Below are 25,298 nucleotides of genomic sequence, written 5' to 3'. Positions count from 1 at the left end.
GGCTGCTGCGCCGCCGCTTGCGGCCGGCCGGGTGGTGCGCCGCACAATAGCGGGGCGGGACGAGCCCCCGGCGCCGTGGGGCGCAGCCGTCGCGACGCCAGGAGAGCCACGTGGTCGCAGCTTCCGATCCTTCCGCCCGACGGCGCCAGGTGCCTCGATGACCGCCCCGGCCGCCACCCCCGCGCCCGCGGCCACGACCTGGCTGCCGGCGGTCGAATCGCCGCTGCCGATGCCCGGCCAGTCGCTGCGCGAGGGCCGGCTCGCGTCGCAGCGGCCGCCGACCTCGCCGCGCGGCATCGGCTGGCGCCGCCTGCTGGTGATCGGCGGCACCGCCGCGCTGACCGCTATGGCGACGATGGGCATGCTGCAGGTGCTGCGCGTGGGCGGCCTCAGTGTGCTCGACCTGGTGCTGCTGGTGCTGTTCGTGGCGCTGTTCGCCTGGATCGCGCTGTCCAGCGTCAGTGCCGCCGCCGGCTTCGTGCTGATGCTGGGGCGCGACCGCCTGCCGCTCGGCATCGAGCGCGACGGCCCGCTGCCCCGCCTGGCCACGCGCACCGCGCTGCTGATGCCTACCTACCACGAGGATCCGGCCCGGATCATGGCCGGCCTGCAGGCGGTCTATGAATCGGTCGCCGCCACCGGCCAGCTCGACGCCTTCGATTTCTTCGTGCTCAGCGACAGCCGCCGCGAGGAGGTCGCCGCGGCCGAGCTGGAGGAATTCCGTGCGCTGCTCGCGCGCACCGGCGGCGAGGGCCGCCTGTTCTACCGGCGCCGCGCCGACAACAGCGGGCGCAAGGCCGGCAACATCGCCGAATGGGTGCAGCGCTTCGGCGGCGCCTATCCGCAGATGCTGATCCTCGACGCGGACAGCGTCATGAGCGGCGCCACCCTGGTGCGGCTGGCATCGGCGGTCGAGCGCCATCCCGGCGTCGGCCTGGTCCAGACCCTGCCGCGGGTGGTCAACGGCCAGACCCTGTTCGCGCGCATGCAGCAGTTCGGCGGACACGTGTACGGGCCGGTCATCGCCCGCGGCGTGACCTGGTGGCACGGCAGTGAAGGCAACTACTGGGGCCACAACGCGATGCTGCGCACGCGCGCCTTCGCCGACCACGCCGGCCTGCCCGAACTGGCGGGGCGCAAGCCCTTCGGCGGCCACATCCTCAGCCACGACTTCGTCGAGGCGGCGCTGATGCGGCGCGGCGGCTGGGCGATCCACCTGGTCCCGCAGCTGGACGGCAGCTACGAGGAGGGTCCGCCGTCATTGACCGACCTGCTGGTGCGCGACCGCCGCTGGTGCCAGGGCAACCTGCAGCATGGCAAGGTGGTCGGCAGCGCCGGCCTGCACTGGGTCAGCCGCACGCACATGCTGGTCGGCATCGGCCATTACTTCACCGCGCCGATGTGGGCGATGCTGATGCTGGTCGGCCTGGCCATCCCGCTTTACAGCTCCGACCTGGTCTGGGACGGCTTCCAGCTGCCGGGCTTCTCGCCGCTGCGCTACTGGGCCGCGCGCGACGCCGAGCGGGTGGCGTGGCTGTTCGCCGCGACCATGGGCGTGCTGTTCGCGCCGAAGGTGTTCGGCTACATCGCCACCGTGCTCGACCCGCAGGCCCGGCGCGGCGCCGGCGGCGGGCTGCGCGCCTTCGCCGGCGTGCTGATCGAAAGCCTGCTGGCCGCGCTGATGGCGCCGATCGTGATGTACCGCCAGTCGCGCGGCGTGGCCGAGGTGCTGGCCGGCCGCGACTCGGGCTGGGAAGCGCAGCGCCGCGACGACGGCAGCGTGCCGTTCTCCAGCCTGGTGCAGGGCTATGCGGGGCTGAGCCTGTTCGGCCTGTTCATGGGTGCGCTGGCGTGGGCGGTGTCGCCGGGCCTGGCGCTGTGGATGGCGCCGGTGGTGGTGGGCATGGTCCTGGCCATTCCGACGGTGTGGATTTCCTCGGCGCGCACGCCCGGACGCTGGCTGCGCCGGCACCGGATCCTGTGCATCCCCGAGGAGCTCGATCCGCCGCCGGTGCTGCGCCGCGCCGCCGAACTGCGCGCGGCCGCGGCGGCCGCGCAGGCATAATGCCGGCGTCTACCGGGGAAGGACGAAAACCGATCATGCGGCTGGAATGCGTGGAGCAGGAGACCGGCCCGGCGCCGGCATGGACGGTGCTGTGGCTGCACGGGCTGGGTGCCGACGGCCACGACTTCGCCCCGATCGTGCCGGAGCTGCTGCGCCCGCACTGGCCGGCGCTGCGCTTCGTGTTCCCGCACGCCCCGGTGCGCCCGGTGACGATCAACGGCGGCATGCGCATGCGCGCGTGGTACGACATCACCGGCATGGACTTCGCCACCCGCGCCGATGCGGGCGGGATCGAGGAATCGGTGGCGCAGGTAGAAGCGCTGGTCGCGCACGAGGCCGCGCGTGGCATCGCGCCTTCGCGGATCGTGCTGGCCGGTTTCTCGCAGGGCGGGGCGATCGCGCTGGCGGCCGGCCTGCGCCGCAGCGAACCGCTGGCCGGCCTGGTCGCGTTGTCGACCTACCTGCCCGGCGGCGCCGCGGCCGCCGCGCAGCGCCACCCCAACGCGGTGGCGCAGCCGGTGTTCTTCGCCCATGGCGACAGCGACCCGGTCATCCCGGTGCAGTACGGCCAGGCCAGCGCGCAGATGCTGGAGCGGGCCGGGTTCGAGGTGCAGTGGCACCGCTATCCGATGGCGCACCAGGTCTGCGCGGAGGAGATCGCCGACCTGGGCGACTGGTTGGACCGGCGGCTGGCGGCCTGAGCGATGCGCGACCCGCGCCGCGACCAGCCCTGGTTCCCCGACCTGTGCCGGCTGCCGCGGCTGGCGGCGCTGCTGGGACTGGCGGCGCTGGTCGTGGTGGTGCTGGCGCTGGCGCCCGACGGTGCGCAAGGCTGGAGCGCCTACCGGTTCCTGTCCGCCTGCGGCCTGGCGATGTGGCTGGCGCTGGCGGTGGCGGTACTGCTGTGCAAGCTGCGCGCACCGCTTTCGCGGCTGTCGCACCGGCTGGGCGCGCTGGCCGCGCTGGCGGTGGCCGCGGCGGTGGCCTTCGCCGGGGCCGGCGTGGTGCACGCGCTGTACAGCACCCTGGGCGCCGAACCGCTGGGCGTCGGCTTCTGGCGCTTCACCAGCGGCAGCGCGGCGGTCACGGTGCTGATCGTGGCGCTGGCGTTGCGCCACTTCTACGTCAGCGACCGCTGGGCGGCCCAGGTCGAGGCCAATGCCCGGGCCGAGGCTGACGCGCTGCAGGCGCGGATCCGCCCGCACTTCCTCTTCAACAGCATGAACCTCATCGCCGGGCTGCTGCGGCGCGACCCGGCCGTCGCCGAGCGCGCGGTGCTCGACCTGTCGGACCTGTTCCGGGCCGCGCTCGGGGCCGGCGAGGGCGAGTCGACCCTGGCCGCCGAATGCGAACTGGCGGCGCAGTACCTGTCGATCGAACAGTTGCGGCTGGGCGACCGGCTGCAGGTGGCCTGGGAGCGCAGCGAGCCGCTGCCGTGGGAACTGCCGCTGCCCCGCCTGGTGCTGCAGCCGCTGGTGGAGAACGCGGTATTGCACGGCGTGTCGCGGCTGCCGGAGGGCGGCACGGTGTCGATCGCCCTGTGGACGGACGCGCAGTCGCTGCACCTGCGGGTGCGCAATCCGGCGCCGCCGCAGGACCCGTCGCTGGCCAGCCTGCACCGCGGCGCCGGCCACGCCCAGCGCAGCATCGCCCACCGGCTGGCCTGGCGCTTCGGCCCGCGGGCGCGGGTGACGGCCGGCTGGAGCGACGGCTACTATGCCTGCGAGGTCACTTTGCCCCTGGACGCATGAGCCTGAAACTGGTGATCGCCGACGACGAGCCGATGGCGCGCGAGCGCCTGCGGATGCTGCTCGCCGACGAATCCGGGGTGGAAGTGGTGGCCGAGGCCGGCGACGGCCAGCAGGTCCTCGATGCCTGCGCCGTGCACCGGCCGCACGCGGTACTGCTCGACATCGCCATGCCCGGGATCGACGGGCTGGAAACCGCGCGCCGGCTGGCGGCGGCGACGCCGCCCACGGCGGTGGTGTTCTGCACCGCGTACGACGCGCATGCGCTGTCGGCGTTCGAGGCCGCCGCCCTCGACTACCTGGTCAAGCCGGTGCGCCCCGAGCGCCTGGCCGCCGCGCTTGAGCGCGTGCGCACCTTCCTCGCCGGTCGCCCGGCGACCGCCAGCGGCAAGCGCACCCACCTGTGTGCGCGCCTGCGCGGCAGCCTGCGCCTGATCCCGCTGGAGGACGTGCGTTACCTGCAGGCCGAGGAGAAGTACGTGGTCGTGCACCACGCGCGCGGCGAGGACCTGATCGAGGAGTCGCTGAAGTCGCTGGAGGACGAGTTCGCCGACCGCTTCGTCCGCATCCACCGCAACTGCCTGGTCGCGCGCCAGGAGCTGGTCGAGCTGCGCCGCGGCACCGACGGCCACGTCATGGCGATGCTGCGCAGCGGGGGCACGCCGCTGGAGGTCAGCCGGCGTTGCGTGCCGCAGCTGCGGCAGACGCTGCGCCACCTCTGACCTCTTCCGGAAGACCGGCTGTCGCGACCTTCCGGCGGACCGCAGCACGCCGGTGCCCGGCGCCCATGCGCTGGCACACGTGGAACGCCCGCCACCGGCCCGGGCTGTTGCAGGCGCCGGGCCCGTCCGCGACCCGGCACCGTCCGCACCCGCGGCGCCCTCGCGATCCGGGCGCCCGTGGCCGATGAACAGGCTGCTGCATCCGCAGTCCACGCAAGCGCGGTTACCGCCGCCCGGCGCCTATCCGGGATAATGCGCGCATGGACAGCCTCCGCATCGCCACCCGCAAGAGTCCGCTCGCCCTGTGGCAGAGCGAACACGTCGCCGCGCGCCTGCGCGCCGCCCATCCCGGGCTGGAGGTCGTGCTGGTGCCGATGAGCACCCGCGGCGACGAGCAGCTGGACCGCTCGCTGGCGGCGATCGGGGGCAAGGGCCTGTTCCTCAAGGAGCTGGAACTGGCGATGCAGCGCGGCGAGGCCGATTGCGCGGTGCACTCGCTCAAGGACGTGCCGATGCAGCTGGAACCGGGCTTCGAGCTGCCGGCCGTACTCGAACGCGCCGACCCGGCCGATGCCTTCGTCAGCAACGCCTTCGACGGCATCGCCGCGTTGCCGCACGGGGCCGTGGTCGGCACCTCGTCGCTGCGGCGCCAGGCGCAACTGCGCGCGCGCCGTCCGGACCTGCAGCTGCGCGACCTGCGCGGCAACGTCAACACCCGCCTGGCCAAGCTCGATGCGGGCGAGTACGACGCCATCGTCCTGGCCTGCGCCGGCCTGGAGCGCCTTGGCCTGGACGCGCGCATCCGCGACCGCCTGGCGCCGCCGGACTGGTTGCCGGCGCCTGCGCAGGCGGTGGTCGCGGTGGAGACGCGGGTGGGCGACGCACGCACCCGCGAGCGCATGGCCGTGCTCGAGCACGTGCCGACCCGCGTGCGGATCGAAGCCGAGCGTGCGCTCAACCTTGCGCTGCACGGCAGTTGCCACGTACCGGTGGCCGCGTATGCCGAGCTGGACGGCGAGCGCCTGCGACTGCGTGCGTGGGTCGGTTCGGCCAGCGACGGCAGCGGCGTGTCGGCGCAAGGCGAGGGCGACGCCACGCAGCCGCAGGCGCTGGGACGGTCGGTGGCGGCCGACCTGCTGGCGCAGGGGGCGGGACGCTTCCTGGACTGATCGCGCCGGCAGCGGCGGGCGCGCCTGGGTCGGCTCAGTGCGCCTGCCGGTATTCCAGCACCGATCCGGCCAGGATCGACAGCGCCACCAGCGGCCAGATCGCGCCCGCCGAGCCGGGCCACACGTAGAGCAGGCCGGCCAGCAGCAGCGGCAGCCCCGCGACCAGGCCCAGCACCAGCCAGTGCATGGGCGACCGCAGCCGGGAACCGAGTCCGCCGCGCGCCTGCCACAGGGCCAGCAACAGCACGGCGGTGACCGTCGCCAGCAGGGCCAGCGAAGGTACCGGGCCGGCGGCCGGCAGCGGGCCCTGCCAGCGCAGCACCATCAGTGCGAAGAACAGGGCGGCGCCTCCCAGCAACGCCAATGCCAGGTGCACGGAGAGCAGCGGTCCCGCCTCGCCGTCATCCAGAAGCGCCAGCGCCGCGATCGTGGCCAGGGCGCTGGCGCAGGCCACCACGGCGACGGCCAGCAGCAGCCCGGGCTCGGATCCGTATCGCCACTGCAGCAGCGCCAGCGTGGCGCCGCTCGCCAGCAGCAGCGCCAGCGCGACCAGCCCGCGCAGCCACCAGCGCCCTGGCACGGCCGGGCGCGGCAGCAGCAGGCCCAGTCCGGCAGCGGCAAGCACGACGCCCAGGCCCAGTCCCCAGGCCTGCAGGTCGACCAGCTTGCGCTGGGTCGCGCTGTTGCCGAGCAGCAGCGCGCTGCTCAGGGCCACCCAAAGCACCAGCCCGCAGCCGGCGCCGCACAACGACAGCAGCAACGCGTGCACGCCGCCGCGCGTCGAGGCCGCGCCCGTCGATCCGCCCGCGGCCGCTGGCGGTCGTTTCCCACTCCTGGATTCCATCAGCTCTCCCCGGTTCGGCGGGCCCGGCCACCACGCGTGGCCGTCCCGTCCCGACCGCGATTCTGCCACCGACCGCCATGCCGTTCCGGGGCACCGGTCGGCAATCCGCGCAGGCCAGTCGCGGGGGCCGCCGCAACCGCGCCATAATCGGCCCATGGACCGCTACGAACGCATCAACGCGCTGCACCGCATCCTCAAGGCCGCGCGTTACCCGGTGACGGTGCCGCGGTTGCAGGAGGAGCTGGGCTGCTCGCGCGCCACCGTGTACCGCGACCTGGCCTTCCTGCGCGATGCGCTGATGGCGCCGGTGGAAGGCGACGGCGAGGCGGGCTTCCGCTACGCGGCCGGCGAGAGCGACCGCTTCGAGCTGCCCGGCCTGTGGCTCAGCTCGGAGGAACTTTACGCATTGCTGGCTTCGCAGCAGCTGCTGCGGCGTACCGGCGGCGGGGTGCTGTCGACCGTGCTGGCACCGCTGCAGCAGCGGATCGAGGGTCTGCTGGCCGCCCAGGCGGGCGCCAGCCGCTGGCCGGTCGAACGGGTGCGGGTGATTCCGCATCGCGGCCGGCGCCTGGACGAGAACAGCTTCCGGATGGTGGCCTCGGCGGTGCTGGAACGGCGCCAGCTCGCCTTCGAGTACCGCGCGCGCTCCACCGACGAGACCACGCGCCGCAAGGTCTCGCCGCAGCGCATCACCCATTACCGCGACAACTGGTACCTCGATGCGTGGGACCACGACCGCGAGGCGCTGCGCAGCTTCGCCGTGGACCGGGTCAGCCAGGCGCGGCTGCAGGACGCGCCGGCGCGAGACGTCGAGGAAGCCGTGCTGGACCAGCACCTGGCGTCCAGCTACGGCATCTTTTCCGGCGAACCCAAGGGCTGGGCGACGATCGTGTTCAGCCCGAAGGTCGCGCGCTGGGTGGCCGACGAGCACTGGCACTCCAAGCAGCAGGGCCGGTTCCTGGCCGATGGGCGCTACGAGCTCAAGGTGCCCTACAGCGTGCCCCGCGAGTTGTTGATGGACGTGCTCCACTACGGCGCCGATGCCGAGATCGTCGAGCCGACCATGCTGCGCGAACAGGCCAAGTCGCTGCTGTCGCTGGCGCTGTCGCAGTACGACCGCTGAGGCGGCCTCCTGCAGGGCCCATCCCCATGGGCGATCTGGGGCATCGGTGTCCCGGGACGTCGTCCGTACCCGTCGCCGGGTCGCCGATGAATCGGCTCCTGCAGGGGAAAGGCCGCGCGCTCTGTCGTAGGAGCCCATCCTCATGGGCGACCCGGGGCGTCGGTGTGCCGGGATGCCGCCAGGACCCGCCTTTCGTCGGGTCGCCGATGAACCGGTCCCCACGCGCAACGAAGTGCGCATCGCAGCTCCTGAGATGGCGCCGGTCCAACCTGCGCCTCCCAACCGAAGGAGCCGCCGCCATGCCGACCTGGTCGCCCACGCCCGCCGTCTTCGCCCCGTACCTGCCGGGGCAACGCCCGGATCCGGCCCTGGACCGGCTGCTGCGGTGCTGGCTCGTGGTGGGCTTGCTGGCCGTGCTGCTGGTGCCGGCCCTGCGCGGTTCCAGTGCGTGGCTGGGATGGTGGCCGATGTGGCTGGTGGCGATGCCTGCCGCGGCCTGGTGGGCCCTGCACCGGTTCGCCCTGCCGGCCGGCCTGCGCGCGGTCGTGCGTGGCCCGCGACGCCGGCGCGGCGGCGGCCAGGCGCGCCGGCGCGCCATGCCACGCGGTGCCGGCCGGCCGGATCCGCGCGTCGCACGCCGGGCGGCCTGACGCCGCCCGTGGCGGGGTCTTTACCGGCATTCGACTGCGCCTGACCATCGGCACAGGGGGCGCGGACGGAGCTGTGCTAGCGTCCCGGGTCTGTTTCGCAGCACCCGGAGCCGCTTGATGTCCCGTTTCGCCCAGGCCTGCCTGTTCGCAGGCCTCATCGCCGCCGGTGCGGCCCATGCCCAGGAGCCCGCCGTGGCCAACGACCCCTACCAGTGGCTGGAGGACGTGACCGGCGACAAGCCGCTGGACTGGGTCCGTGCCCAGAACGCGAAGACCGACGCCGCGCTGGCGTCCAGCCCCGAATTCAAGGCGATGGAGGCGGGCATCCGCGAGGTCCTCGATTCCGACGCCAAGATTCCCGGCGTGCAGAAGATCGGCGACTGGTACTACAACTTCTGGAAGGACCGGAACCACGAGCGCGGCATCTGGCGCCGGACCACGCTGGAGGAGTACCGCAAGCCGAACCCGGCCTGGGAAACGATCATCGACCTGGATGCGCTGAACAAGGCCGAGGGCGAGAACTGGGTCTGGCACGGCGCCGACTGCCTGCGTCCGGAATACAACCGCTGCCTGGTCGCGCTGTCGCGCGGCGGCGCCGACGCCGACGTCACCCGCGAGTTCGATGTCGCCAGCAAGCGCTGGGTCGAGGGCGGCTTCTTCCGTCCGGAGGCCAAGGGCGCGCTCGGCTGGATCGACCGCGACACCGTCTACGTCTACACCGACTTCGGCGCCGGCACGATGACCGAGTCCGGCTATCCGCGGGTGGTCAAGCGCTGGAAGCGCGGCACGCCGCTGGAATCGGCGCAGGTGGTGTACGAGGGCAAGGCGGACGACATGTACATCGCCGCCTACCACGACGACACGCCGGGCTTCGAGCGCGACTTCGTCAGCCGCACGCTGGCCTTCTACAACGACGAGCTGTACCTGGTCGGCAAGGACGGCAAGCTGGCCAAGGTCGATGCGCCCAATTCGGCCAACAAGGGCGTCAAGCGCCAGTGGCTGACCCTGGAACTGCGCGAGCCGTGGACGGTGGGCGGCAAGACCTACCCGGCCGGCTCGCTGCTGGCGACGGACTTCGGCGGCTTCATGGCGGGCAAGCGCGAGTTCGACGTGCTGTTCGAGCCGACCGACAGCACCTCGCTGGCCAGCTACTCGTGGACGAAGTCGCACCTGGTGCTGAACGTGCTGGACGACGTCAAGAACCGGCTGAGCGTGCTGACCCCGACCGCGCAGGGCTGGAAGCGCGGGGAATTCGTGGGTGCGCCGGCGTTCGGCACGCTGGGCGTGTCGGCCGTGGACGACGACGAATCCGACGCGGTGTGGTTGACCGCCACCGACTACCTGACCCCGACCACCCTGTCGCTGGCCCAGTTGGGCAAGGCGCCGGAGCAGCTCAAGGCGATGCCGTCGTTCTTCGACGGCTCCAACGACGTGATCGAGCAGCACTTCGCCACCAGCAAGGACGGCACCCGGGTGCCGTACTTCCTGGTGCGGCCGAAGGGCCTGAAGGCCGATGGCAGCAACCCGACCCTGCTGTACGGCTACGGCGGTTTCGAGATCGCGCTGACCCCCGGCTATTCCGGCGGGCTGGGCCGTTCGTGGCTCGATCGCGGCGGCGTGTACGCGGTGGCCAACATCCGCGGCGGCGGCGAGTACGGCCCGCGCTGGCACCAGGCCGCGCTCAAGGCCAACCGGCACAAGGCCTACGAGGACTTCGCCGCGGTCGCCCAGGACCTGATCGACCGCAGGATCACCTCGCCGCGGCACCTGGGCGTGCAGGGCGGCAGCAACGGCGGCCTGCTGACCGGCAACATGCTCACCCAGTACCCGGAGCTGTTCGGCGCGGTGGTGGTGCAGGTGCCGCTGCTGGACATGAAGCGCTACAACAAGCTGCTGGCCGGCGCCTCGTGGATGGCCGAGTACGGCAACCCGGACACGGCCGACTGGGAGTTCATCCGGACCTTCTCGCCGTACCACCTGTTCGATCCGGCGAAGACCTACCCGCCGGTGATCTTCACCACCTCCACCCGCGACGACCGGGTCCATCCCGGCCACGCGCGCAAGATGGCGGCGAAGATGATCGAGGCCGGCAAGGACGTGACCTACTACGAGAACATCGAAGGCGGCCACGGCGGCGCGGCCAACAACGCCCAGGCCGCGCACATGGCGGCGCTGGCGTACAGCTTCCTCTGGCAGCGCCTGTCCGCCGGTGCGGACGGCAAGGCCGACGGCGCCGTCGGCAAGTAAGGATCCACCCAGCGCCCCCGGAATCCGGGGGCGCTGCCCATGCGCGGCTTGGAATCGCTCCGACCGGACCCCATCGATGAAACTTCCCGCTTCGCTCCTGCTGGCCCTGCTGATGACCCTGCCGACCCCGCCCTCGAACGCCGCCGCGGCCCCGCCGGCCGCGCCTCCCGCGACCGCGCCCGATGCGGTGCGCAAGCCGCATCCGGTGACCGCGCCGTTCGGCGCCACCCGGGAGGACGAGTACTACTGGCTGCGCGACGACGACCGCAAGGACGCGGCCATGCTGGCCTACCTCGAGGCGGAGAACGCCTGGACCGACGCGGTGATGGCCCCGCTCAAGCCGCTGCAGGACACGCTCTACGACGAGATCGTCGGCCGCATCAAGCAGGACGACAGCTCGGTGCCCTACCGCGAGCGCGGCTGGTGGTACTACTCGCGCTTCGAGAACGGCAAGGACTACCCGGTGCATGCGCGCCGCCAGGACGGCCCGGGCATCGATGCGCTGTCGATCCAGGCCGCCAACGAGCGCGGCGACTTCGCCGGCGAACAGGTGCTGCTCGACGTCAACGCCATGGCCGAGGGCAAGGGTTACTTCAGCGTCGGCGACTATGCCGTCAGCCAGGACAACCGGATCCTGGCGTGGGCCGACGATGCGGTCGGCCGCCGCCAGTACACGATCCGCTTCCGCGACCTGGAAACGGGCCGGGTATGGCCGGAGACGATCGAGGGCGTTTCGCCCAACCTCGTCTGGGCCGACGACAACCGCACCCTGTTCTATGTCGAGAACGACCCGGAGACCCTGCTCACCGTGCGGGTGAAGAAGCACGTGCTCGGCACCCCGGTGGCGCAGGACGCGCTGGTCTACGAGGAGCACGACGACAGCTTCTACATGGGCATCGGCCGCACCCGCGACGACCGCTTCATCACCATCGGCGTGGAAAGCACGGTCGCATCCGAGCTGCGCTACGCGCCGGCGGCCGACCCGCGAGCGTTCACCGTGCTGGCCAAGCGCGAGCGCGACGTGGAATACGACGCCGACCACCTCGGCGGCCGCTGGGTGATCCGCACCAACGCGCCCGGCGCCGACGGCAAGCCGGCGACCAACTTCAAGCTGGCCACCGCGCCCAGCGACGCGACCTCGCGCGCGCAGTGGAGCGACTGGCTGGCGCACGATCCGGGCGTGTTCATCGAGGAGTTCGAGCTGTTCGACGGCTTCACCGCGGTGGCCGAGCGTTCCGGCGGCCTGGAGCGGATCCGCCTGCTCAAGGCCGATGGCAGCCAGCAGTACGTCGCCGCCGACGAGCCGGTCTACTCGATGGGCCTGTCGGTCAACGCCGAGCCGGACAGCGGCTGGCTGCGCTACGGCTACACCTCGCTGGCCACGCCGGCGACCACCTACGAGCTGAACGTCGCCACCGGCGAGCGCCGCCTGCTCAAGCAGCAGCCCGTGCCCGGCTACGACCCGGCGAAGTACGTGACCGAGCGGGTGTGGGTGACCGCGCGCGACGGGGCGAAGGTGCCGGTGTCGCTCGTCTACCGCAAGGGCCTGCGCAAGGACGGCACCGCGCCGCTGTTCCAGTACGCCTACGGCAGCTACGGCATCTCGATGGATCCGGCCTTCAATTCGCCGGTGGTGAGCCTGCTCGACCGCGGCGTGGTCTACGCGATCGCCCACATCCGCGGCGGCCAGGAGATGGGCCGCCAGTGGTACGAGGACGGCAAGCTGCTGAAGAAGCAGAACACCTTCAACGACTTCGTCGACGTGACCCGTGAACTGGTGAAGCTCGGTTACGCCGCACCGGGACGCGTGGCCGCCTCCGGCGGCAGCGCCGGCGGCCTGCTGATGGGCGCGGTGGCCAACCAGGCCCCGGCCGACTACCGGGTGATGGTGGCGCAGGTGCCGTTCGTGGACGTGGTCACCACCATGCTCGACGAATCCATCCCGCTGACCACCAACGAGTACGACGAGTGGGGCAACCCGCAGGAACGGCGGTTCTACGACTACATGCTGTCGTACTCGCCCTACGACAACGTTAAGGCGCAGGACTATCCGGCGCTGTTCGTCGGCACCGGACTGTGGGACTCGCAGGTGCAGTACTGGGAGCCGGCCAAGTGGGTGGCCCGGTTGCGCGACGTGAACACCGGCACCCGTCCGGTGGTGTTCCGCACCAACATGGAGGCCGGCCACGGCGGCAAGTCGGGCCGTTTCCAGCGCTTCCGCGAGCAGGCCGAGTACTACGCCTTCGTGCTCGACCAGCTGGGCGTGGCCGAGGCGAAGTAGCGCATCCGATCACCCCCTCCCCGCAGGCGGAGGGTTTTTTGTAGGAGCCGATTCATCGGCGACAGGGGCGTCGGAATCACGAGGGCTTCGCTTGTGCCGACAGCGTCGGGTCGCCGATGAATCGGCTCCTGCAAGGCGAGCCGGCCGGCGCCTATCATGGGCACCGATGGGCGACCGCGACCGCAACCGATTCCGCTGGGCCTGGTGGCTGCTCGCCTACGCCAGCCTGGGCGTGGGCATCGTCGGCATCTTCGTACCGGGCCTGCCGACCACCGTGTTCGTGATCGTCGCCGCCTGGGCCGCCACCCGCGGCTCGCGGCGGCTGGAGCGGCGGTTGCTGGCCCACCCGCACTTCGGCCCGGTGATCCTGGCCTGGCGCGAGCATGGCGCGGTCCCGCGCCGCGCCAAGTGGGCGGCGACCTGGATGATGCTGGCCTGCGCCGCGATCCTGCTGCTGGTGATGGCCACGGTGCCCTCGCACCGCGCCTGGATGGCCGTCCTGCCGATCGCCTGCATGGCCGTGGTCGGCACCTGGCTGTGGCTGCGGCCGGAGCCGACGCCGCGCGAGCCCGGGCCTTGATGCGCACACGGCCCCTTGGCGCGGCCTCGTTATACTGCCGCGCATGAACCTCAAGACGATCCTTTCCGCCGTTGCCGTCGCCCTGGTCCTGGCCGCCTGCGGCAACAAGGGGCCGCTGGTGATGCCGCAGAAGCCGGTGCCGGTGGAGCAGGAAATGCCCGCACCGCCGCCGGCCGAAACACCCCCGGCCACCGGGCCCGGACCCGCCGTCGACCCGGCGCTGCAGGACCAGGCCGACGACGCGGTGGACGACCCGACCGGCGGCGACGGGGATGGCTGAGCCGCTGCGCTTCAGCAAGATGCACGGCGCGGGCAACGACTTCGTCGTCATCGACCTGCGCGGCGGCACGCCGCCGCCCGATGCCGCGCTCGCCTCCCGGCTGGCCGATCGCCACACCGGCGTGGGCTGCGACCAGATCCTGACCATCGAAGCGCCGCGCAGTCCCGGCGCGGTCGCCGCGTACGGCATCTGGAACGCCGACGGCAGTCCGTCGGGCCAGTGCGGCAACGGCGCGCGCTGCGTGGCCGCCTGGCTGGTCCGCGACGGGAGCGCATCGGGTGCGCGCTTCGTGGTCGACAGCCCGGTCGGCCGCCACGAGGTGGAGAACGTGGGCGACGGCCGCTACGCGATCGCCATGGGCGTGCCGCGTTTCGATCCGGCCGACGTGCCGCTGGCCGGGCTCGCTGCTGCCGGCGACCAGTACGCGCTGGACCTGGAAGGCGGCAGCGTGGCGTTCGCCGCCGTGTCGATGGGCAACCCGCATGCGGTGATCGAGGTGCCCGACGTGGCCGCCGCCGACGTCGCCGGCATCGGCGCGGCCCTGCAGCGTTCGCCGGCGTTCCCGCAATCGGTCAATGTCGGCTTCGTCCAGGTGCTGGCGCCGGACCACGTCCGCCTGCGCGTGTTCGAGCGCGGCGTCGGCGAGACCCTGGCCTGCGGCAGCGGCGCCTGTGCGGCGGTGGCTGCGCTGGTCCGCCGCGGCCGCATCGCGCGCGAGGCGACCGTCTCGCTGCTCGGCGGCGACCTGCGCATCCGCTGGCCGGACGACCGCGCGGAGGTCATCATGGCCGGACCGGCGGCTTTCGTATTCGAGGGGGAATGGCAGGCATGAGCGACCAGCTTCAGGACAGGCACGGCGAAAAGCTGGGCGCGCACGAGGTCGCGACCTGGCTGCGCCGGCATCCGGGGTTCCTCAAGCAGTTTCCCGACCTGGCCCTGAGCCTGGTGGTGCCGCGCGACGACGGCCGTGCCGCCTCGCTGGCCAGCTACCAGCTGGAAGTGCTGCGCGACAAGAACCGCGAACTGTCGCGGCGACTGGCCGAACTGTCGGCCAATGCCCTGGAGAACGAGCGGCTGGCGGTGCGCACGCACCAGCTGACCCTGTCGCTGATGCGCCAGGCCGACTACGCCGACACCCTGCGGGCGATGGCCGCCTCCCTGGCCGAGGACTTCAACGGCGACCTGGTGCGGATCGTCTCGTTCCGGCCGGTGACCGGGATGGAGGACGCCGAATGGCTGCAGGTACGCGGCGAAGGCGAACCGGACCTGGTGCCGTTCCGCGACGCCCTGCGCGACGGCGAGCCGCTGTGCGGCCGCCTGCAGGCGGAAAAGAACGCGGTGCTGTACGGACCGCGCCAGGAGGAGGTGCAGTCCAGCGCGTTGCTGGCGCTGAGCGGCGTGGGCCTGGTGGCCGTCGGCAGCCACGATCCGAACCGCTTCTATCCCGGCATGGGCACCCTGTTCCTGCGGATGATGGGCGAGGCGCTGGTGGTGGCGCTTGAGCGTTTCGCCGACTGACGCCGATCGGCGCCGGCAGCCACAGGCTCCCGGCCGCAACGCCATCGGTGCCAGCGCTTCTTCACCGCCTGTGGCGCGTTTGCGTTTTCCAGGATCGCCCTGCGCGGCCTGCTCGACGTAGAGCGGGGCTTGCCCCGCTGCTCGCTGCGCCGGTAGACGTGGCGAAGCGGGGCAAGCCCCGCTCTACGAGCACCACCACGAGGCCGGGATCGCGGCGTTGCCCGTTTGCGCGCATCATGCACCCATGCATGATGGCGGCCGCCCCCGATGAACGGCATCGACGACTTCCTCGAGCACCTGCGCGTGGAACGGGCGATGTCGGCGCATACGCTCGACGCCTACCGCCGCGACCTCGATGCGCTCGCCGGCTGGGCGCTGGCGCAGGGCGCCGGCGATACGTGCCGGCTCGATGCGACCCACCTGCGCGAGTTCGTCGCCGCCGAGCACCGGCGCGGGCTGTCGCCCAAGAGCCTGCAGCGGCGCCTGTCCGCCTGCCGCAGCTACTACGCCTGGCTGCTGAAGAACGGCGCGGTACCGGCCAGTCCCGCTGCCGGCCTGCGCGCGCCCAAGGCACCGCGACGCCTGCCGCAGGTGCTGGACGTGGACGAAGCGGTGCGGCTGGTCGAAGTGCCGACCGATACACCGCTGGGCCTGCGCGACCGCGCGCTGCTCGAGCTGTTCTACTCCTCCGGCCTGCGCTTGAGCGAGCTTTGCGCGCTGCGCTGGCGCGACCTGGACCTGGACGCGGGCCTGGTCACCGTGCTCGGCAAGGGCGCCAAGCAGCGCAGCGTGCCGGTCGGCTCGCACGCGCGCCGCGCGCTCGGCGATTGGCGCGCCTCCACCGGTGCACAGGCCGACGACTTCGTCTTCCCCGGCCGCGGCGGCGGCGCCATCAGCCAGCGTGCCGTGCAGGTCCGCATCCGCCAGCTCGCAGCGCGCCAGGGCCTGTTCAAGAACGTGCACCCGCACATGCTGCGGCACAGCTTCGCCAGCCACGTGCTGGAATCCTCCGGCGACCTGCGTGGCGTGCAGGAGCTGCTCGGCCACGCCGACATCGCCACCACCCAGATCTACACCCACCTCGACTTCCAGCACCTGGCCAAGGTCTACGACGCCGCGCACCCGCGCGCCCGGCGCAAGCGCTGAGCCTGCGCCGCCGCCACCCGGCCTGCGCGCCGCCACGGCGGAGCCCGCGCGTGCCATGTCCGGATCCGGCGAGCCGGCGGCGCGCGCGCCTGCGATCCTGCATGCCCCTCCTCTTGCAAGGTCCGCGCATGTCGCCGTTCCGCCTGGCCGGCCTGGATCCGGCCCCTTTCGAACCGCTGTTCCTGCTCGACGACGCGGAGCTCGCCGCGCGCGGCATCGTCCGCCGTTTCGCCGACGCCGATCGCGGCTTTCCATGCCGTGTCGGCCTGGAGGACGCACGCGTGGGCGAGGAGCTGCTGTTGCTGAACCACGAACACCTGTCCGCACGCTCGCCCTACCGCGCCAGCGGCCCGGTCTATGTCCGCCGCGGCGCGCGCCGGCGCGTGCTGCCGCCCGGCCAGGTGCCGCCGTACGTGGCCAGCCGGCTGATCTCGGTGCGCGCCTACGACCGGGCGCACCGGATGGTGGACGCGCAGGTGTGCGAGGGCCGCGTGGTGGCCGCCTGGCTGGAGGCGGCGTTCGCACGCGCCGAGGTGGCCTATGCCCACCTGCACAACGCCCGCCACGGTTGTTACTCCTGCCTGGCCGAACGGACCTGGACGCCGGCGGTGCGGAAGGCTTGATCGCGGCCGGGCCTGTCCCCATGTCCGTGTGACAGCCCACGGAGGCCGCATGGACCCCAGCCAGAACCCCAACGTTTTCCACGCCACCACGATCGTCTGCGTGCGCCGCGGCGACAAGGTGGCCATCGCCGGCGACGGCCAGGTCACGCTCGGCCACACGGTGATGAAGGGCAATGCGCGCAAGGTGCGGCGGCTGGGCCGCGACGGCCAGGTGCTGGCCGGCTTCGCCGGCGCGGCGGCCGATGCGTTCACCCTGTTCGAGCTGTTCGAGGCCAAACTCGAGAAGCACGGCCAGCTCACCCGCGCCGCGGTGGAGCTGGCCAAGGACTGGCGCACCGAGCGCCGACTGGGCAAGCTCGAGGCGCTGCTGGCGGTGGCCGACCGCGAGACCTCGCTGGTCATCAGCGGCACCGGCGACGTGATCGAGCCGGAGGACGGCATCATCGCGATCGGATCCGGCGGCAGCTACGCGCTGTCGGCCGCGCGCGCGCTCATGGCCCACACGCAGCTCGACGCCAGGACGATCGCCACCGAGGCGATCGGCATCGCCGGCGACATCTGCATCTACACCAACCGCAACGTCGTCGTCGAAGAACTCTGAGGCCGCGTCATCGCACCGGCGCCGTCGCCATGCGGTGTCGCCGCGCCGGGCGCCAAGCCTGTTCCAGATCCCGCATCCCGTGATCGCCCCCGGCCCGGGGGCCGTCCACCCGAAGGCCGGCGGCCGCATGGCCCCGCCTTACAGCCACCAGTGAGCACGTCCATGTCGCACAACTTCGACAACACCTCCGCCACCATGACCCCGCGCGAGATCGTGCAGGAGCTCGACCGCCACATCGTCGGCCAGCAGTCGGCCAAGCGCGCGGTGGCCATCGCCCTGCGCAACCGCTGGCGGCGCATGCAGCTGGACCCGGAGCTGCGCAACGAGGTGATGCCGAAGAACATTCTGATGATCGGCCCCACCGGCGTGGGCAAGACCGAGATCGCGCGCCGGCTGGCGACGCTGGCGAATGCCCCGTTCGTCAAGGTCGAGGCGACCCGCTTCACCGAGGTCGGCTACGTCGGCAAGGATGTGGAGCAGATCGTGCGCGACCTGGCCGACACTGCGGTGAAGATGTACCGCGAGCAGGCCAAGGTGAAGGTGCGGCTGCAGGCCGAGGAGCGCGCCGAGGAGCGCATCCTCGATGCGCTGCTGCCGCGCCGCGCCGCGGCCATGGGCTTCGATCCGGCCGCTCGCGCGGAGGTGCAGGTGTCCGGCCCCGAGGATTCGACCCGGGCCAAGTTCCGCAGGATGCTGCGCGCAGGCGAGCTGGACGAGCGCGAGATCGAACTGGACCTCGCCGCCAATGCCGGCGTCGACATCATGACCCCGCCGGGCATGGAGGAGATGGGCCAGCAGCTGCGGCAGATGTTCGCCAACCTGGGCGGCGACAAGACCCAGAAGCGCACTGTGTCGATCAAGGCCGCGCGCCCGCTGCTGGTCGAGGAAGAAGCGGGCCGGCTGGTCAACGAGGACGAGATCCGGGCGCAGGCGATCGAGGCCTGCGAGCAGCACGGCATCGTCTTCATCGACGAGATCGACAAGGTGGCCAAGCGCAGCGGCACCGGCATGACCGGCGGCGACGTCAGCCGCGAGGGTGTGCAGCGCGACCTGCTGCCGCTGGTCGAAGGCTCCAGCGTCTCCACCCGCTACGGCACGGTGAAGACCGACCACATCCTGTTCATCGCCTCCGGCGCGTTCCACCTGGCCAAGCCGAGCGACCTGATCCCGGAGCTGCAGGGCCGTTTCCCGATCCGGGTCGAGCTGTCGGCGCTGAGCAAGGACGACTTCGTCCGCATCCTCACCGAGCCGAAGGCCGCGCTGACGCGGCAGTACGTGGAACTGCTGGGCACCGAGGGCGTCACCCTGGCCTTCGCCCCCGAAGCGGTCGAGCGCCTCGCCGAGATCGCCGCCCAGGTCAACGAACGCCAGGAGAACATCGGCGCCCGCCGCCTGCACACCGTGCTCGAGCGCCTGCTCGACACGCTCAGCTACGAGGCCCCGGACCGCGACGGCCAGTCGGTCACGGTCGACCGCGCCTACGTCGACGCGCACCTGGGCGAACTGGTGCAGGACCCGGACCTGAGCCGCTACATCCTCTGAGTCGCGCCATGCGCCGGCCGTTCAGCCGGCACCGGCCGCGGCGACCGTCGCATCCATCCATGCCTGCAGCCGCGCCTGCACGGTGGCGTCCCAGCGGCCGGCCTCCGCGTCCCAGCGGCTGGCCGCCCCGGCGACGAACAGCGAAGGGCCCACCACGCGCAGGCCGATGACGCCCAGGACATGGCGCAGGTGCGCCTGTGCCAGCCGCGTTCCCCAGGGGCCGACGGTGGCGCCGGCCACGGCCACCGGCTTGCCCGCGAGCCGGTCGGCATCGGCGCCGCGCGACAGCCAGTCGAGTGCGTTCTTGAGCGTGCCGGGGATCGACTGGTTGTATTCCGGCGTGGCGACCAGCAGGGCATCGGCGGCATGCACGGCCGCGACGAATGCGGCGACCGGGCCGCTGGCGAGCGCCTGCGCTTCGATGTCCTCGCCGAAGTGCGGCAATGCCGACAGGTCGGGTGCCCACGCCACCTCGGCGCGGGCGGGCGCGGCTGCGGCCGCGGCATGCAGCAGCCGGGTGTTCCAGGAGTCGCGGCGGGTGCTGCCGGAAAGTGCGAGTAGCTTCATGGTCAGGGATTCCAGGTGCGGAGCAGGAGGTGTGCGGCCATCGCGGCCATCGCCACGGCCATGGCGCGGTTGAACAGGCGCGACCGGCGCGGCGTGGCGAGCAGGCGCGACATCAGGCGGCCGCCACCCAGCCAGATCGCCGAACACAGGAGGCTGGCCCCGGCGAAGACCGCGACCGTGGCGGCGGCCGAGACGGCGCCACCGGCGGCATGAAGCGCGGCCAGCGAAGCGAGGAACGCCCAGGCCTTCGGATTGGCCAGCTGGAACGCAGCCATGGTCCAGAAGCCGGCCGGCGATGCGTGCAACGGCGCGTCCCCGGGCCGCGTCGCCCAGAGGGCCAGGGCCATCGCCAGCAGCATCGCCGCGCCGGCGCTTCCCAGCCAGGGCATGGCCGCCCGCGGAAGCGCGCCGGCGCCCAGCACGGCCAGGGCGATCGCAAGCATCACGCTGCCACCGAAGGCGATCCCCAGGCAGGCCGGCAGGCCGGCGAGGAATCCGCGCGTCGCTCCGCGATGCAGCAGCACCAGGTTGTTCGGGCCGGGCGTGATGGTGGAAGCGAAGATCAGCAGTGCAAGCGCGGCCATCGGCGGTACCCGGGAACGGACGGCGGCCAGTGTCGCGGCGGAGGCGGTCGTGCGCCGGCATCGCCATGGTCTAATCTGGAGACCATGGACAGGCTCCCGCTCCAGGCCCTCGCCGCATTCCACGAGGTGGTCCGCCACGGTGGCGTGCGTGCCGCCGCGCGCCACCTGGGCATCGCCCATTCGGCGGTCAGCCGCCGCCTCTGCGAACTCGAACGTGCGGCGGGGGCGCCGCTGCTGCAGCCACGGCGGCATCCGGGCGACGCGATCGGCCTGACCCGCCGCGGGCAGGAGATCGCCGACGCCGCGGAGGCCGCATTCGCGCGCCTGCACTTGGCGCTGCACAGGGAGCGGCGGCCCGCGCACGCGCGCGAACTGGTGGTCTCCACCACCGAATCCTTCGCCACCCGCTGGTTGCTGCCGCGCCTGCCGGCGTTCCGCCAGGCGCATCCGCGTACGCGTATATCGGTCTCGGTGCGCTCGGACCTGGTCGACCTGTCGCGCGAGCAGGTCGACATCGCATTGCGCATGGGCGCCGGTCCCTGGCCGAACGCGCGGCCGTGGATGGACGATGCGCTGGTGCCGGTCGCCAGTCCTAGCCTGCTGCGGCGGCGCACGCCATGGCCGCTGAAGACCTTGCGGGATCTGCCCCTGTTGCACGACCACGATCCGAACGCGGCGTGGTCGCGCTGGCGCGATGGGCCGGGCCCGGCGACGCTGGACGTATCGCAGGGGCAGTCGTTTCCGTCCTCGCACCTGGTGATCGAGGCGGCCGCGCAGGGTCTCGGCGTGGCCCTCGCGCGCCGGCGCCTGGCCCGGCGCGAACTGGACAGCGGCGTGCTGGTGCAGCCGTTCGGTCCCTATGAAATCCCGTTGCCGCAGGCGTACTGGATCGTGATGCCCGGCAACGGCAAGGTTCCGGCCGCGTTGGAGCGCTTCGTCGACTGGCTGCAGGCGCGCGCCGGCGATTGAAGCGGCAGGCGTGTTCTTCCGGCCGGGCCCGACCGGGATGCGGCGTCAGTCCTCGCCGATGTCCTCGTTCCACACCGCCGGATTGGCCGCGATCCAGTTGCCGAGCATCGCGATGCACTCCGGGTCGGCCAGGTCCACCACCTCGACCCCGTGCTCGCGCAGCCACTCGTGGCCGCCGCAGAAGTTGGCCGACTCGCCCATCACCACCGTGCCGATGCCGAACTGGCGCACCAGCCCGCTGCAGTACCAGCACGGCGACAGCGTGGTGACCATGATCGTGTCGCGGTAGGAGCGCTGGCGGCCGGCCTTGCGGAACGCATCGGTCTCGCCGTGCACCGACGGGTCGCCCTCCTGCACGCGGCGGTTGTGGCCGCGGCCGAGCAGGGTGCCGTCGCGGGAGAACAGCGCCGCGCCGATCGGGATGCCGCCCTCGGCCAGGCCCTGGCGGGCTTCTTCGACGGCGACGGCGAGCATGGCGCGGTAGTCGGGGAGGGCGGTCATCGGGTGCGATCCACGGGGGAGGGCCAGCGTACGCCAGCGCGACGTGAATCGCAGCGGTCGCCTGATGGCTCCCGGGGGTTGCGCCGGCACGCCCGCAGCGGGCAACGGATGCGGTTCCGGCAATGCGCTTGTCCGCCAGGGCCGACCGCCGCCGCGCCGTGGAGGACTGCGCGATGGCCGGGAGCTGCCGGCTCCGCGCTGTCGTGATCGTGGCCGCCGGCCCGCGGTGCCATAATCGCGGCATGAGCGATGCACACGACAAGCCCTCCCCGTACGAAGCCGGCACCACCCACTTCGGGTTCCGCGACGTGCCGGCGGGCGAGAAGCAGAAGCTGGTCGGCGAGGTCTTCACCTCGGTCGCCGGCAAGTACGACCTGATGAACGACCTGATGAGCCTGGGCATCCACCGGGTCTGGAAGCGCTATTTCGTCGCGACCTGCCAGGTCAAGCCGGGCGACCGCGTGCTCGACCTGGCCGGCGGTACCGGCGACATCGCCGCGCTGCTGAAGCCGCGCGTCGGTGACTCCGGCACGATCGTGCTGGGCGACATCAATGCCGGCATGCTCTCGGTCGGTCGCGACCGGCTGACCGACCGCGGCCTGGTCGCCGGCCTGGACTACGTGCAGTGCAATGCCGAGAAGCTGCCGTTCCCGGATGCCAGCTTCGACCTGGTGACCATGGCCTTCGGCCTGCGCAACGTCACCGACAAGGACGCGGCGCTGCGCGAGATCGCCCGCGTGCTGCGCGTCGGTGGCCAGGCGCGGGTGCTGGAGTTCTCCGAGGTCAAGGCGGAGTGGTTCAAGCCGCTGTACGACTTCCACTCGTTCAAGGTGCTGCCGAAGCTGGGCAGCCTGTTCGCCGGCGATCCGGGCAGCTACCAGTACCTGGCCGAGAGCATCCGCAAGCACCCGCCGCAGGAATCGCTGAAGGCGATGATGGAAGAGGCCGGGCTGTCGCGCTGCGGCTACGTCAACCTGAGCGGCGGGATCGTGGCGGTGCATACCGGCTACAAGGTCTGAGCCGTCCGGCCCAACCTTTTGTAGGAGCCCATCCTCATGGGCGACCCGGGCGCCGGAAGAGCGGGGTCGCCGCCGGTGCCGCCGGCGTCGGGTCGCCGATGAATCGGCTCCTACAAAAAGATGCCGCGCGAACCCCCTGTAGGAGCCCATCCTCATGGGCGACCCGGGCGCCGGAAGAGCGGGGTCGCCGCCGGTGCCGCCGGCGTCGGGTCGCCGATGAATCGGCTCCTACAAAAAAGACGCCGCGCGAAGCCCGTGTAGGAGCCCATCCTTATGGGCGACCCGATAGGGTGGGGCCGCGGCTCGTGGTCGGGCCCGCGTGCAACGGTTGGCTGGCAAGCCCGCTCCAGCATGGGCGCACAGCCCGACCACCGGGGCTCGACAGCCACTCAGGCAGCGCGAGGTAAACTGCCCGCTTCCCCGTTCCAGGCTCCGCCCCGCATGCGTCTTTCCTTCCTGTTCTCCCTTGCCATGGTCACCGCCGCCGGCGGCTGCTCCGGCGACAAGGCCCCGGCCGACGCCCAGTCCGCCGCCCAGCCGGCCAAGGCCGCCGCGGTATCCGAGCGTCGCCACGATGAAAGCTCCTTCGCCCAGCCCGACCAGGTCCGGATCACCGACCTGGCCCTGGAGCTGGCGCTGGACTTCGACCGGAAGCAGCTCGCCGGCACCGCCACCTACACCCTGGACTGGACCGATCCCAAGGCCACCCAGCTGGTGCTCGACACCCGCGAGCTGACCATCCAGAAGGTCGAGGGCCAGGCCGACGGCGCCTGGGCGCCGCTGCAGTTCGCCCTGGCCGACGCCGACCCGGTGTTCGGCAGCAAGCTGACCATCGAGGCGCCGCAGCGCAACCCGCAGGTCCGCGTCACCTACCACACCGCGCCGACCGCCTCGGGCCTGCAGTGGCTGGAGCCGTCGATGACCGAGGGCAAGCAGCTGCCCTTCATGTTCAGCCAGTCGCAGGCGATCCACGCGCGCAGCTGGGTGCCGCTGCAGGACACCCCGAGCGTGCGCTTCACCTATAGCGCGCACGTCACCAGCCGCCCGGACGTGATGGTGCTGATGAGCGCCGACAACGACCCGAATGCGGAGCGCGACGGCGACTACACGTTCAAGATGCCGCAGCCGATCCCGTCGTACCTGCTGGCAATCGCCGCCGGCGACCTGGTGTTCAAGCCGATCTCCGAACGCAGCGGCGTGTGGGCCGAGCCTTCGATGGTCGACCGCGCCACCGCCGAGTTCGCCGACACCGAGCAGATGATCGCCACCACCGAGCAGCTGTACGGCCCGTACCGCTGGGAGCGCTACGACATGCTGGTGCTGCCGCCGTCGTTCCCGTTCGGCGGCATGGAGAACCCGCGCCTGAGCTTCATTACTCCCACGGTGATCGTTGGCGACAAGTCGCTGGTCTCGCTGATCGCCCATGAACTGGCGCACAGCTGGTCGGGCAACCTGGTGACCAACGCCAGCTGGAAGGACATCTGGCTCAACGAGGGTTTCACCACCTACGTGCAGGGCCGCATCACCGAGGCGCTGTACGGCACCGAGATGGCGGAGATGGAGCGCCAGATCGACCAGGCCGGGGTGAAGAAGGACATGGCCGGGATGAGCCCGGAGCAGCAGGCGCTGGTGCTGCCGCCGCTGAGCGAGCGCGACCCGGACGAGGCGCTGAGCGAAGTGGCCTACGTCAAGGGTTCGTGGTTCCTGCAGTTCCTGGAGCAGCGCTTCGGCCGCGAGGTGTTCGATCCGTTCCTGCGCGGCTGGTTCGACGACCACGCCTTCCAGAGCGCCGACAGCGACCAGTTCGTCGCCTACCTGAAGAAGAACCTGCTGCCGAAGAACCCCAACGCGGTGCGCCCGGAGGAACTGGATGCGTGGCTGAACCAGCCGGGGATCCCGGCGTTCGCGCCGCAGGCGCAGTCGCGCACGTTCTCCAACGTCGACACCGCGCGCATCGCCTGGCGCGGCAGCGCGCTGCTGCCCAACGCGCAGATCACCAGCGAGTGGGGCACCCAGGCCTGGGTGCACTTCCTGGAAGGCATGGGCGAAGCGCTCAAGCCCGAGCAGCTGGCCCAGCTCGACGCCGCCTACAAGTTCACCGGCACGGCCAATGGCGAGATCGCCATGCGCTGGTATCCGCTGGCGCTGCGCAGCGGTTACCTGGAGGCGCGGCCGGCCGCGGGCGAGTTCATCGAGCGCGTCGGCCGGCGCAAGCTGATCATGCCGATCTACGAGGAACTGGTGAAGACGCCGGACGGCCTGGCCTTCGCGCATGAAGTATTCGCCCGCGCGCGCCCCGGCTACCACCCGATCACCACCGCCTCGGTCGAGGCGCTGCTGCAGCGGGCCGACAAGGCTGCCGCACTGGCGGCTCCGGCTTTCCCACCGGTGGCTCCGGCCGACGGGCAGGCAGAAGCACCGGCGGACGCATCGGCCGAACAGCCGACGCAGCCGTAACCGGTCCATGCGCGCCGGCCCGACCGGCGCGCTTTCATTCCGCATCCGTCGAGGAGCGCGTC

At 71.9% G+C, this 25,298-nt stretch carries 24 protein-coding genes; 20 read left to right on the top strand and 4 right to left on the bottom strand.

Annotation, left to right across the window (positions count from 1 at the left end; all coding sequences use genetic code 11):
* Positions 1-157: 157 nt before the first annotated feature.
* The 5 genes from mdoH to hemC all read left to right on the top strand — a co-directional run bounded on the left by mdoH (position 158) and on the right by hemC (position 5,704).
* A complete protein-coding gene (gene mdoH, locus ABKA19_RS00590) occupies positions 158-2,065 on the top strand; it encodes a glucans biosynthesis glucosyltransferase MdoH (RefSeq protein WP_353687190.1) in 1,908 nt (635 codons plus the stop codon).
* Between the two features lie 35 nt (positions 2,066-2,100).
* Positions 2,101-2,766 carry an alpha/beta hydrolase gene (locus tag ABKA19_RS00585; RefSeq protein ID WP_353687189.1) on the top strand — a complete coding sequence of 222 codons (666 nt, stop codon included), beginning with the start codon at positions 2,101-2,103 and terminating at the stop codon, positions 2,764-2,766.
* Between the two features lie 3 nt (positions 2,767-2,769).
* Positions 2,770-3,816 carry a sensor histidine kinase gene (locus ABKA19_RS00580; RefSeq protein WP_162376910.1) on the top strand — a complete coding sequence of 349 codons (1,047 nt, stop codon included), beginning with the start codon at positions 2,770-2,772 and terminating at the stop codon, positions 3,814-3,816.
* A complete protein-coding gene (locus ABKA19_RS00575) occupies positions 3,813-4,535 on the top strand; it encodes a LytR/AlgR family response regulator transcription factor (protein WP_353687188.1) in 723 nt (240 codons plus the stop codon). The genes ABKA19_RS00580 and ABKA19_RS00575 overlap by 4 nt, the downstream gene beginning before the upstream one ends.
* A 260-nt stretch (positions 4,536-4,795) precedes the next feature.
* A complete protein-coding gene (gene hemC / locus ABKA19_RS00570; RefSeq protein WP_353687187.1) occupies positions 4,796-5,704 on the top strand; it encodes a hydroxymethylbilane synthase in 909 nt (302 codons plus the stop codon).
* A 34-nt stretch (positions 5,705-5,738) separates the two neighbouring features.
* Here the strand turns inward: hemC and ABKA19_RS00565 are convergent, their stop codons facing one another.
* A complete protein-coding gene (locus tag ABKA19_RS00565) occupies positions 5,739-6,473 on the bottom strand; it encodes a hypothetical protein (protein ID WP_353687186.1) in 735 nt (244 codons plus the stop codon).
* 229 nt (positions 6,474-6,702) lie between these two features.
* Between ABKA19_RS00565 and ABKA19_RS00560 the strand changes: the two genes are divergently transcribed.
* The 12 genes from ABKA19_RS00560 (at position 6,703) to hslU (ending at position 19,139) form a co-directional block, all read left to right on the top strand.
* Positions 6,703-7,671, top strand: a complete 969-nt coding sequence (locus ABKA19_RS00560) for a helix-turn-helix transcriptional regulator (protein ID WP_162376913.1) — start codon at positions 6,703-6,705, stop codon at positions 7,669-7,671.
* Between the two features lie 299 nt (positions 7,672-7,970).
* Entirely contained in the window at positions 7,971-8,321 is a 351-nt protein-coding gene (locus ABKA19_RS00555; protein WP_353687185.1) for a hypothetical protein, read from the top strand.
* 117 nt (positions 8,322-8,438) lie between these two features.
* Positions 8,439-10,568 carry a prolyl oligopeptidase family serine peptidase gene (locus ABKA19_RS00550; protein WP_353687184.1) on the top strand — a complete coding sequence of 710 codons (2,130 nt, stop codon included), beginning with the start codon at positions 8,439-8,441 and terminating at the stop codon, positions 10,566-10,568.
* Between the two features lie 76 nt (positions 10,569-10,644).
* Entirely contained in the window at positions 10,645-12,849 is a 2,205-nt protein-coding gene (locus tag ABKA19_RS00545) for a S9 family peptidase (RefSeq protein ID WP_353687183.1), read from the top strand.
* 166 nt (positions 12,850-13,015) lie between these two features.
* Positions 13,016-13,429, top strand: a complete 414-nt coding sequence (locus ABKA19_RS00540) for a YbaN family protein (protein ID WP_353687182.1) — start codon at positions 13,016-13,018, stop codon at positions 13,427-13,429.
* 43 nt (positions 13,430-13,472) lie between these two features.
* The gene (gene lptM, locus ABKA19_RS00535) at positions 13,473-13,709 is read left to right on the top strand and encodes an LPS translocon maturation chaperone LptM (protein ID WP_353687181.1); all 237 of its coding nucleotides are present in this window, start codon (positions 13,473-13,475) and stop codon (positions 13,707-13,709) included.
* A complete protein-coding gene (gene dapF / locus ABKA19_RS00530) occupies positions 13,702-14,541 on the top strand; it encodes a diaminopimelate epimerase (RefSeq protein WP_353687180.1) in 840 nt (279 codons plus the stop codon). Before lptM ends, dapF begins: the two co-directional genes overlap by 8 nt.
* Positions 14,538-15,227: a DUF484 family protein gene (locus ABKA19_RS00525; protein WP_353687179.1), complete on the top strand. Its 690-nt coding sequence runs from the start codon at positions 14,538-14,540 to the stop codon at positions 15,225-15,227. Before dapF ends, ABKA19_RS00525 begins: the two co-directional genes overlap by 4 nt.
* A gap of 267 nt (positions 15,228-15,494) precedes the next feature.
* Positions 15,495-16,373: a tyrosine recombinase XerC gene (gene xerC, locus ABKA19_RS00520; RefSeq protein ID WP_353687178.1), complete on the top strand. Its 879-nt coding sequence runs from the start codon at positions 15,495-15,497 to the stop codon at positions 16,371-16,373.
* Positions 16,374-16,501: 128 nt separating this feature from the next.
* Positions 16,502-16,996, top strand: a complete 495-nt coding sequence (locus tag ABKA19_RS00515) for a DUF1203 domain-containing protein (protein ID WP_353687177.1) — start codon at positions 16,502-16,504, stop codon at positions 16,994-16,996.
* A 49-nt stretch (positions 16,997-17,045) separates the two neighbouring features.
* The gene (gene hslV / locus ABKA19_RS00510) at positions 17,046-17,597 is read left to right on the top strand and encodes an ATP-dependent protease subunit HslV (protein ID WP_162376922.1); all 552 of its coding nucleotides are present in this window, start codon (positions 17,046-17,048) and stop codon (positions 17,595-17,597) included.
* A gap of 162 nt (positions 17,598-17,759) precedes the next feature.
* Positions 17,760-19,139, top strand: a complete 1,380-nt coding sequence (hslU, locus tag ABKA19_RS00505) for an ATP-dependent protease ATPase subunit HslU (RefSeq protein WP_502945677.1) — start codon at positions 17,760-17,762, stop codon at positions 19,137-19,139.
* Between the two features lie 21 nt (positions 19,140-19,160).
* On the opposite strand, the gene ABKA19_RS00500 is transcribed toward hslU, so the two are convergent.
* Both ABKA19_RS00500 and ABKA19_RS00495 read right to left on the bottom strand, forming a co-directional pair.
* On the bottom strand, positions 19,161-19,706 hold the full coding sequence (locus ABKA19_RS00500; RefSeq protein WP_353687176.1) for an NADPH-dependent FMN reductase: 546 nt from the start codon (positions 19,704-19,706) through the stop codon (positions 19,161-19,163).
* Positions 19,707-19,708: 2 nt separating this feature from the next.
* Positions 19,709-20,290, bottom strand: coding sequence for a LysE family transporter (locus ABKA19_RS00495; RefSeq protein WP_353687175.1), 582 nt, complete (start codon positions 20,288-20,290; stop codon positions 19,709-19,711).
* Between the two features lie 84 nt (positions 20,291-20,374).
* Here ABKA19_RS00495 and ABKA19_RS00490 point away from each other — a divergent pair, with 84 nt between their 5' ends.
* Entirely contained in the window at positions 20,375-21,259 is an 885-nt protein-coding gene (locus ABKA19_RS00490) for a LysR substrate-binding domain-containing protein (RefSeq protein ID WP_353687174.1), read from the top strand.
* Between the two features lie 45 nt (positions 21,260-21,304).
* On the opposite strand, the gene ABKA19_RS00485 is transcribed toward ABKA19_RS00490, so the two are convergent.
* Entirely contained in the window at positions 21,305-21,760 is a 456-nt protein-coding gene (locus ABKA19_RS00485; protein WP_353687173.1) for a nucleoside deaminase, read from the bottom strand.
* Between the two features lie 242 nt (positions 21,761-22,002).
* Between ABKA19_RS00485 and ubiE the strand changes: the two genes are divergently transcribed.
* Both ubiE and ABKA19_RS00475 read left to right on the top strand, forming a co-directional pair.
* On the top strand, positions 22,003-22,779 hold the full coding sequence (gene ubiE, locus ABKA19_RS00480) for a bifunctional demethylmenaquinone methyltransferase/2-methoxy-6-polyprenyl-1,4-benzoquinol methylase UbiE (protein WP_353687172.1): 777 nt from the start codon (positions 22,003-22,005) through the stop codon (positions 22,777-22,779).
* Positions 22,780-23,220: 441 nt separating this feature from the next.
* Positions 23,221-25,236, top strand: a complete 2,016-nt coding sequence (locus ABKA19_RS00475) for a M1 family metallopeptidase (RefSeq protein WP_353687171.1) — start codon at positions 23,221-23,223, stop codon at positions 25,234-25,236.
* Positions 25,237-25,298: the final 62 nt, after the last annotated feature.

Origin of the sequence: Pseudoxanthomonas sp. Soil82 (assembly GCF_040446535.1) — a bacterium.
In the GTDB taxonomy this organism is placed as follows: domain Bacteria; phylum Pseudomonadota; class Gammaproteobacteria; order Xanthomonadales; family Xanthomonadaceae; genus Pseudoxanthomonas; species Pseudoxanthomonas kaohsiungensis.
Note: the sequence above shows the minus strand (reverse complement) of the source record. Positions and strands in the feature narration are given on the sequence as shown.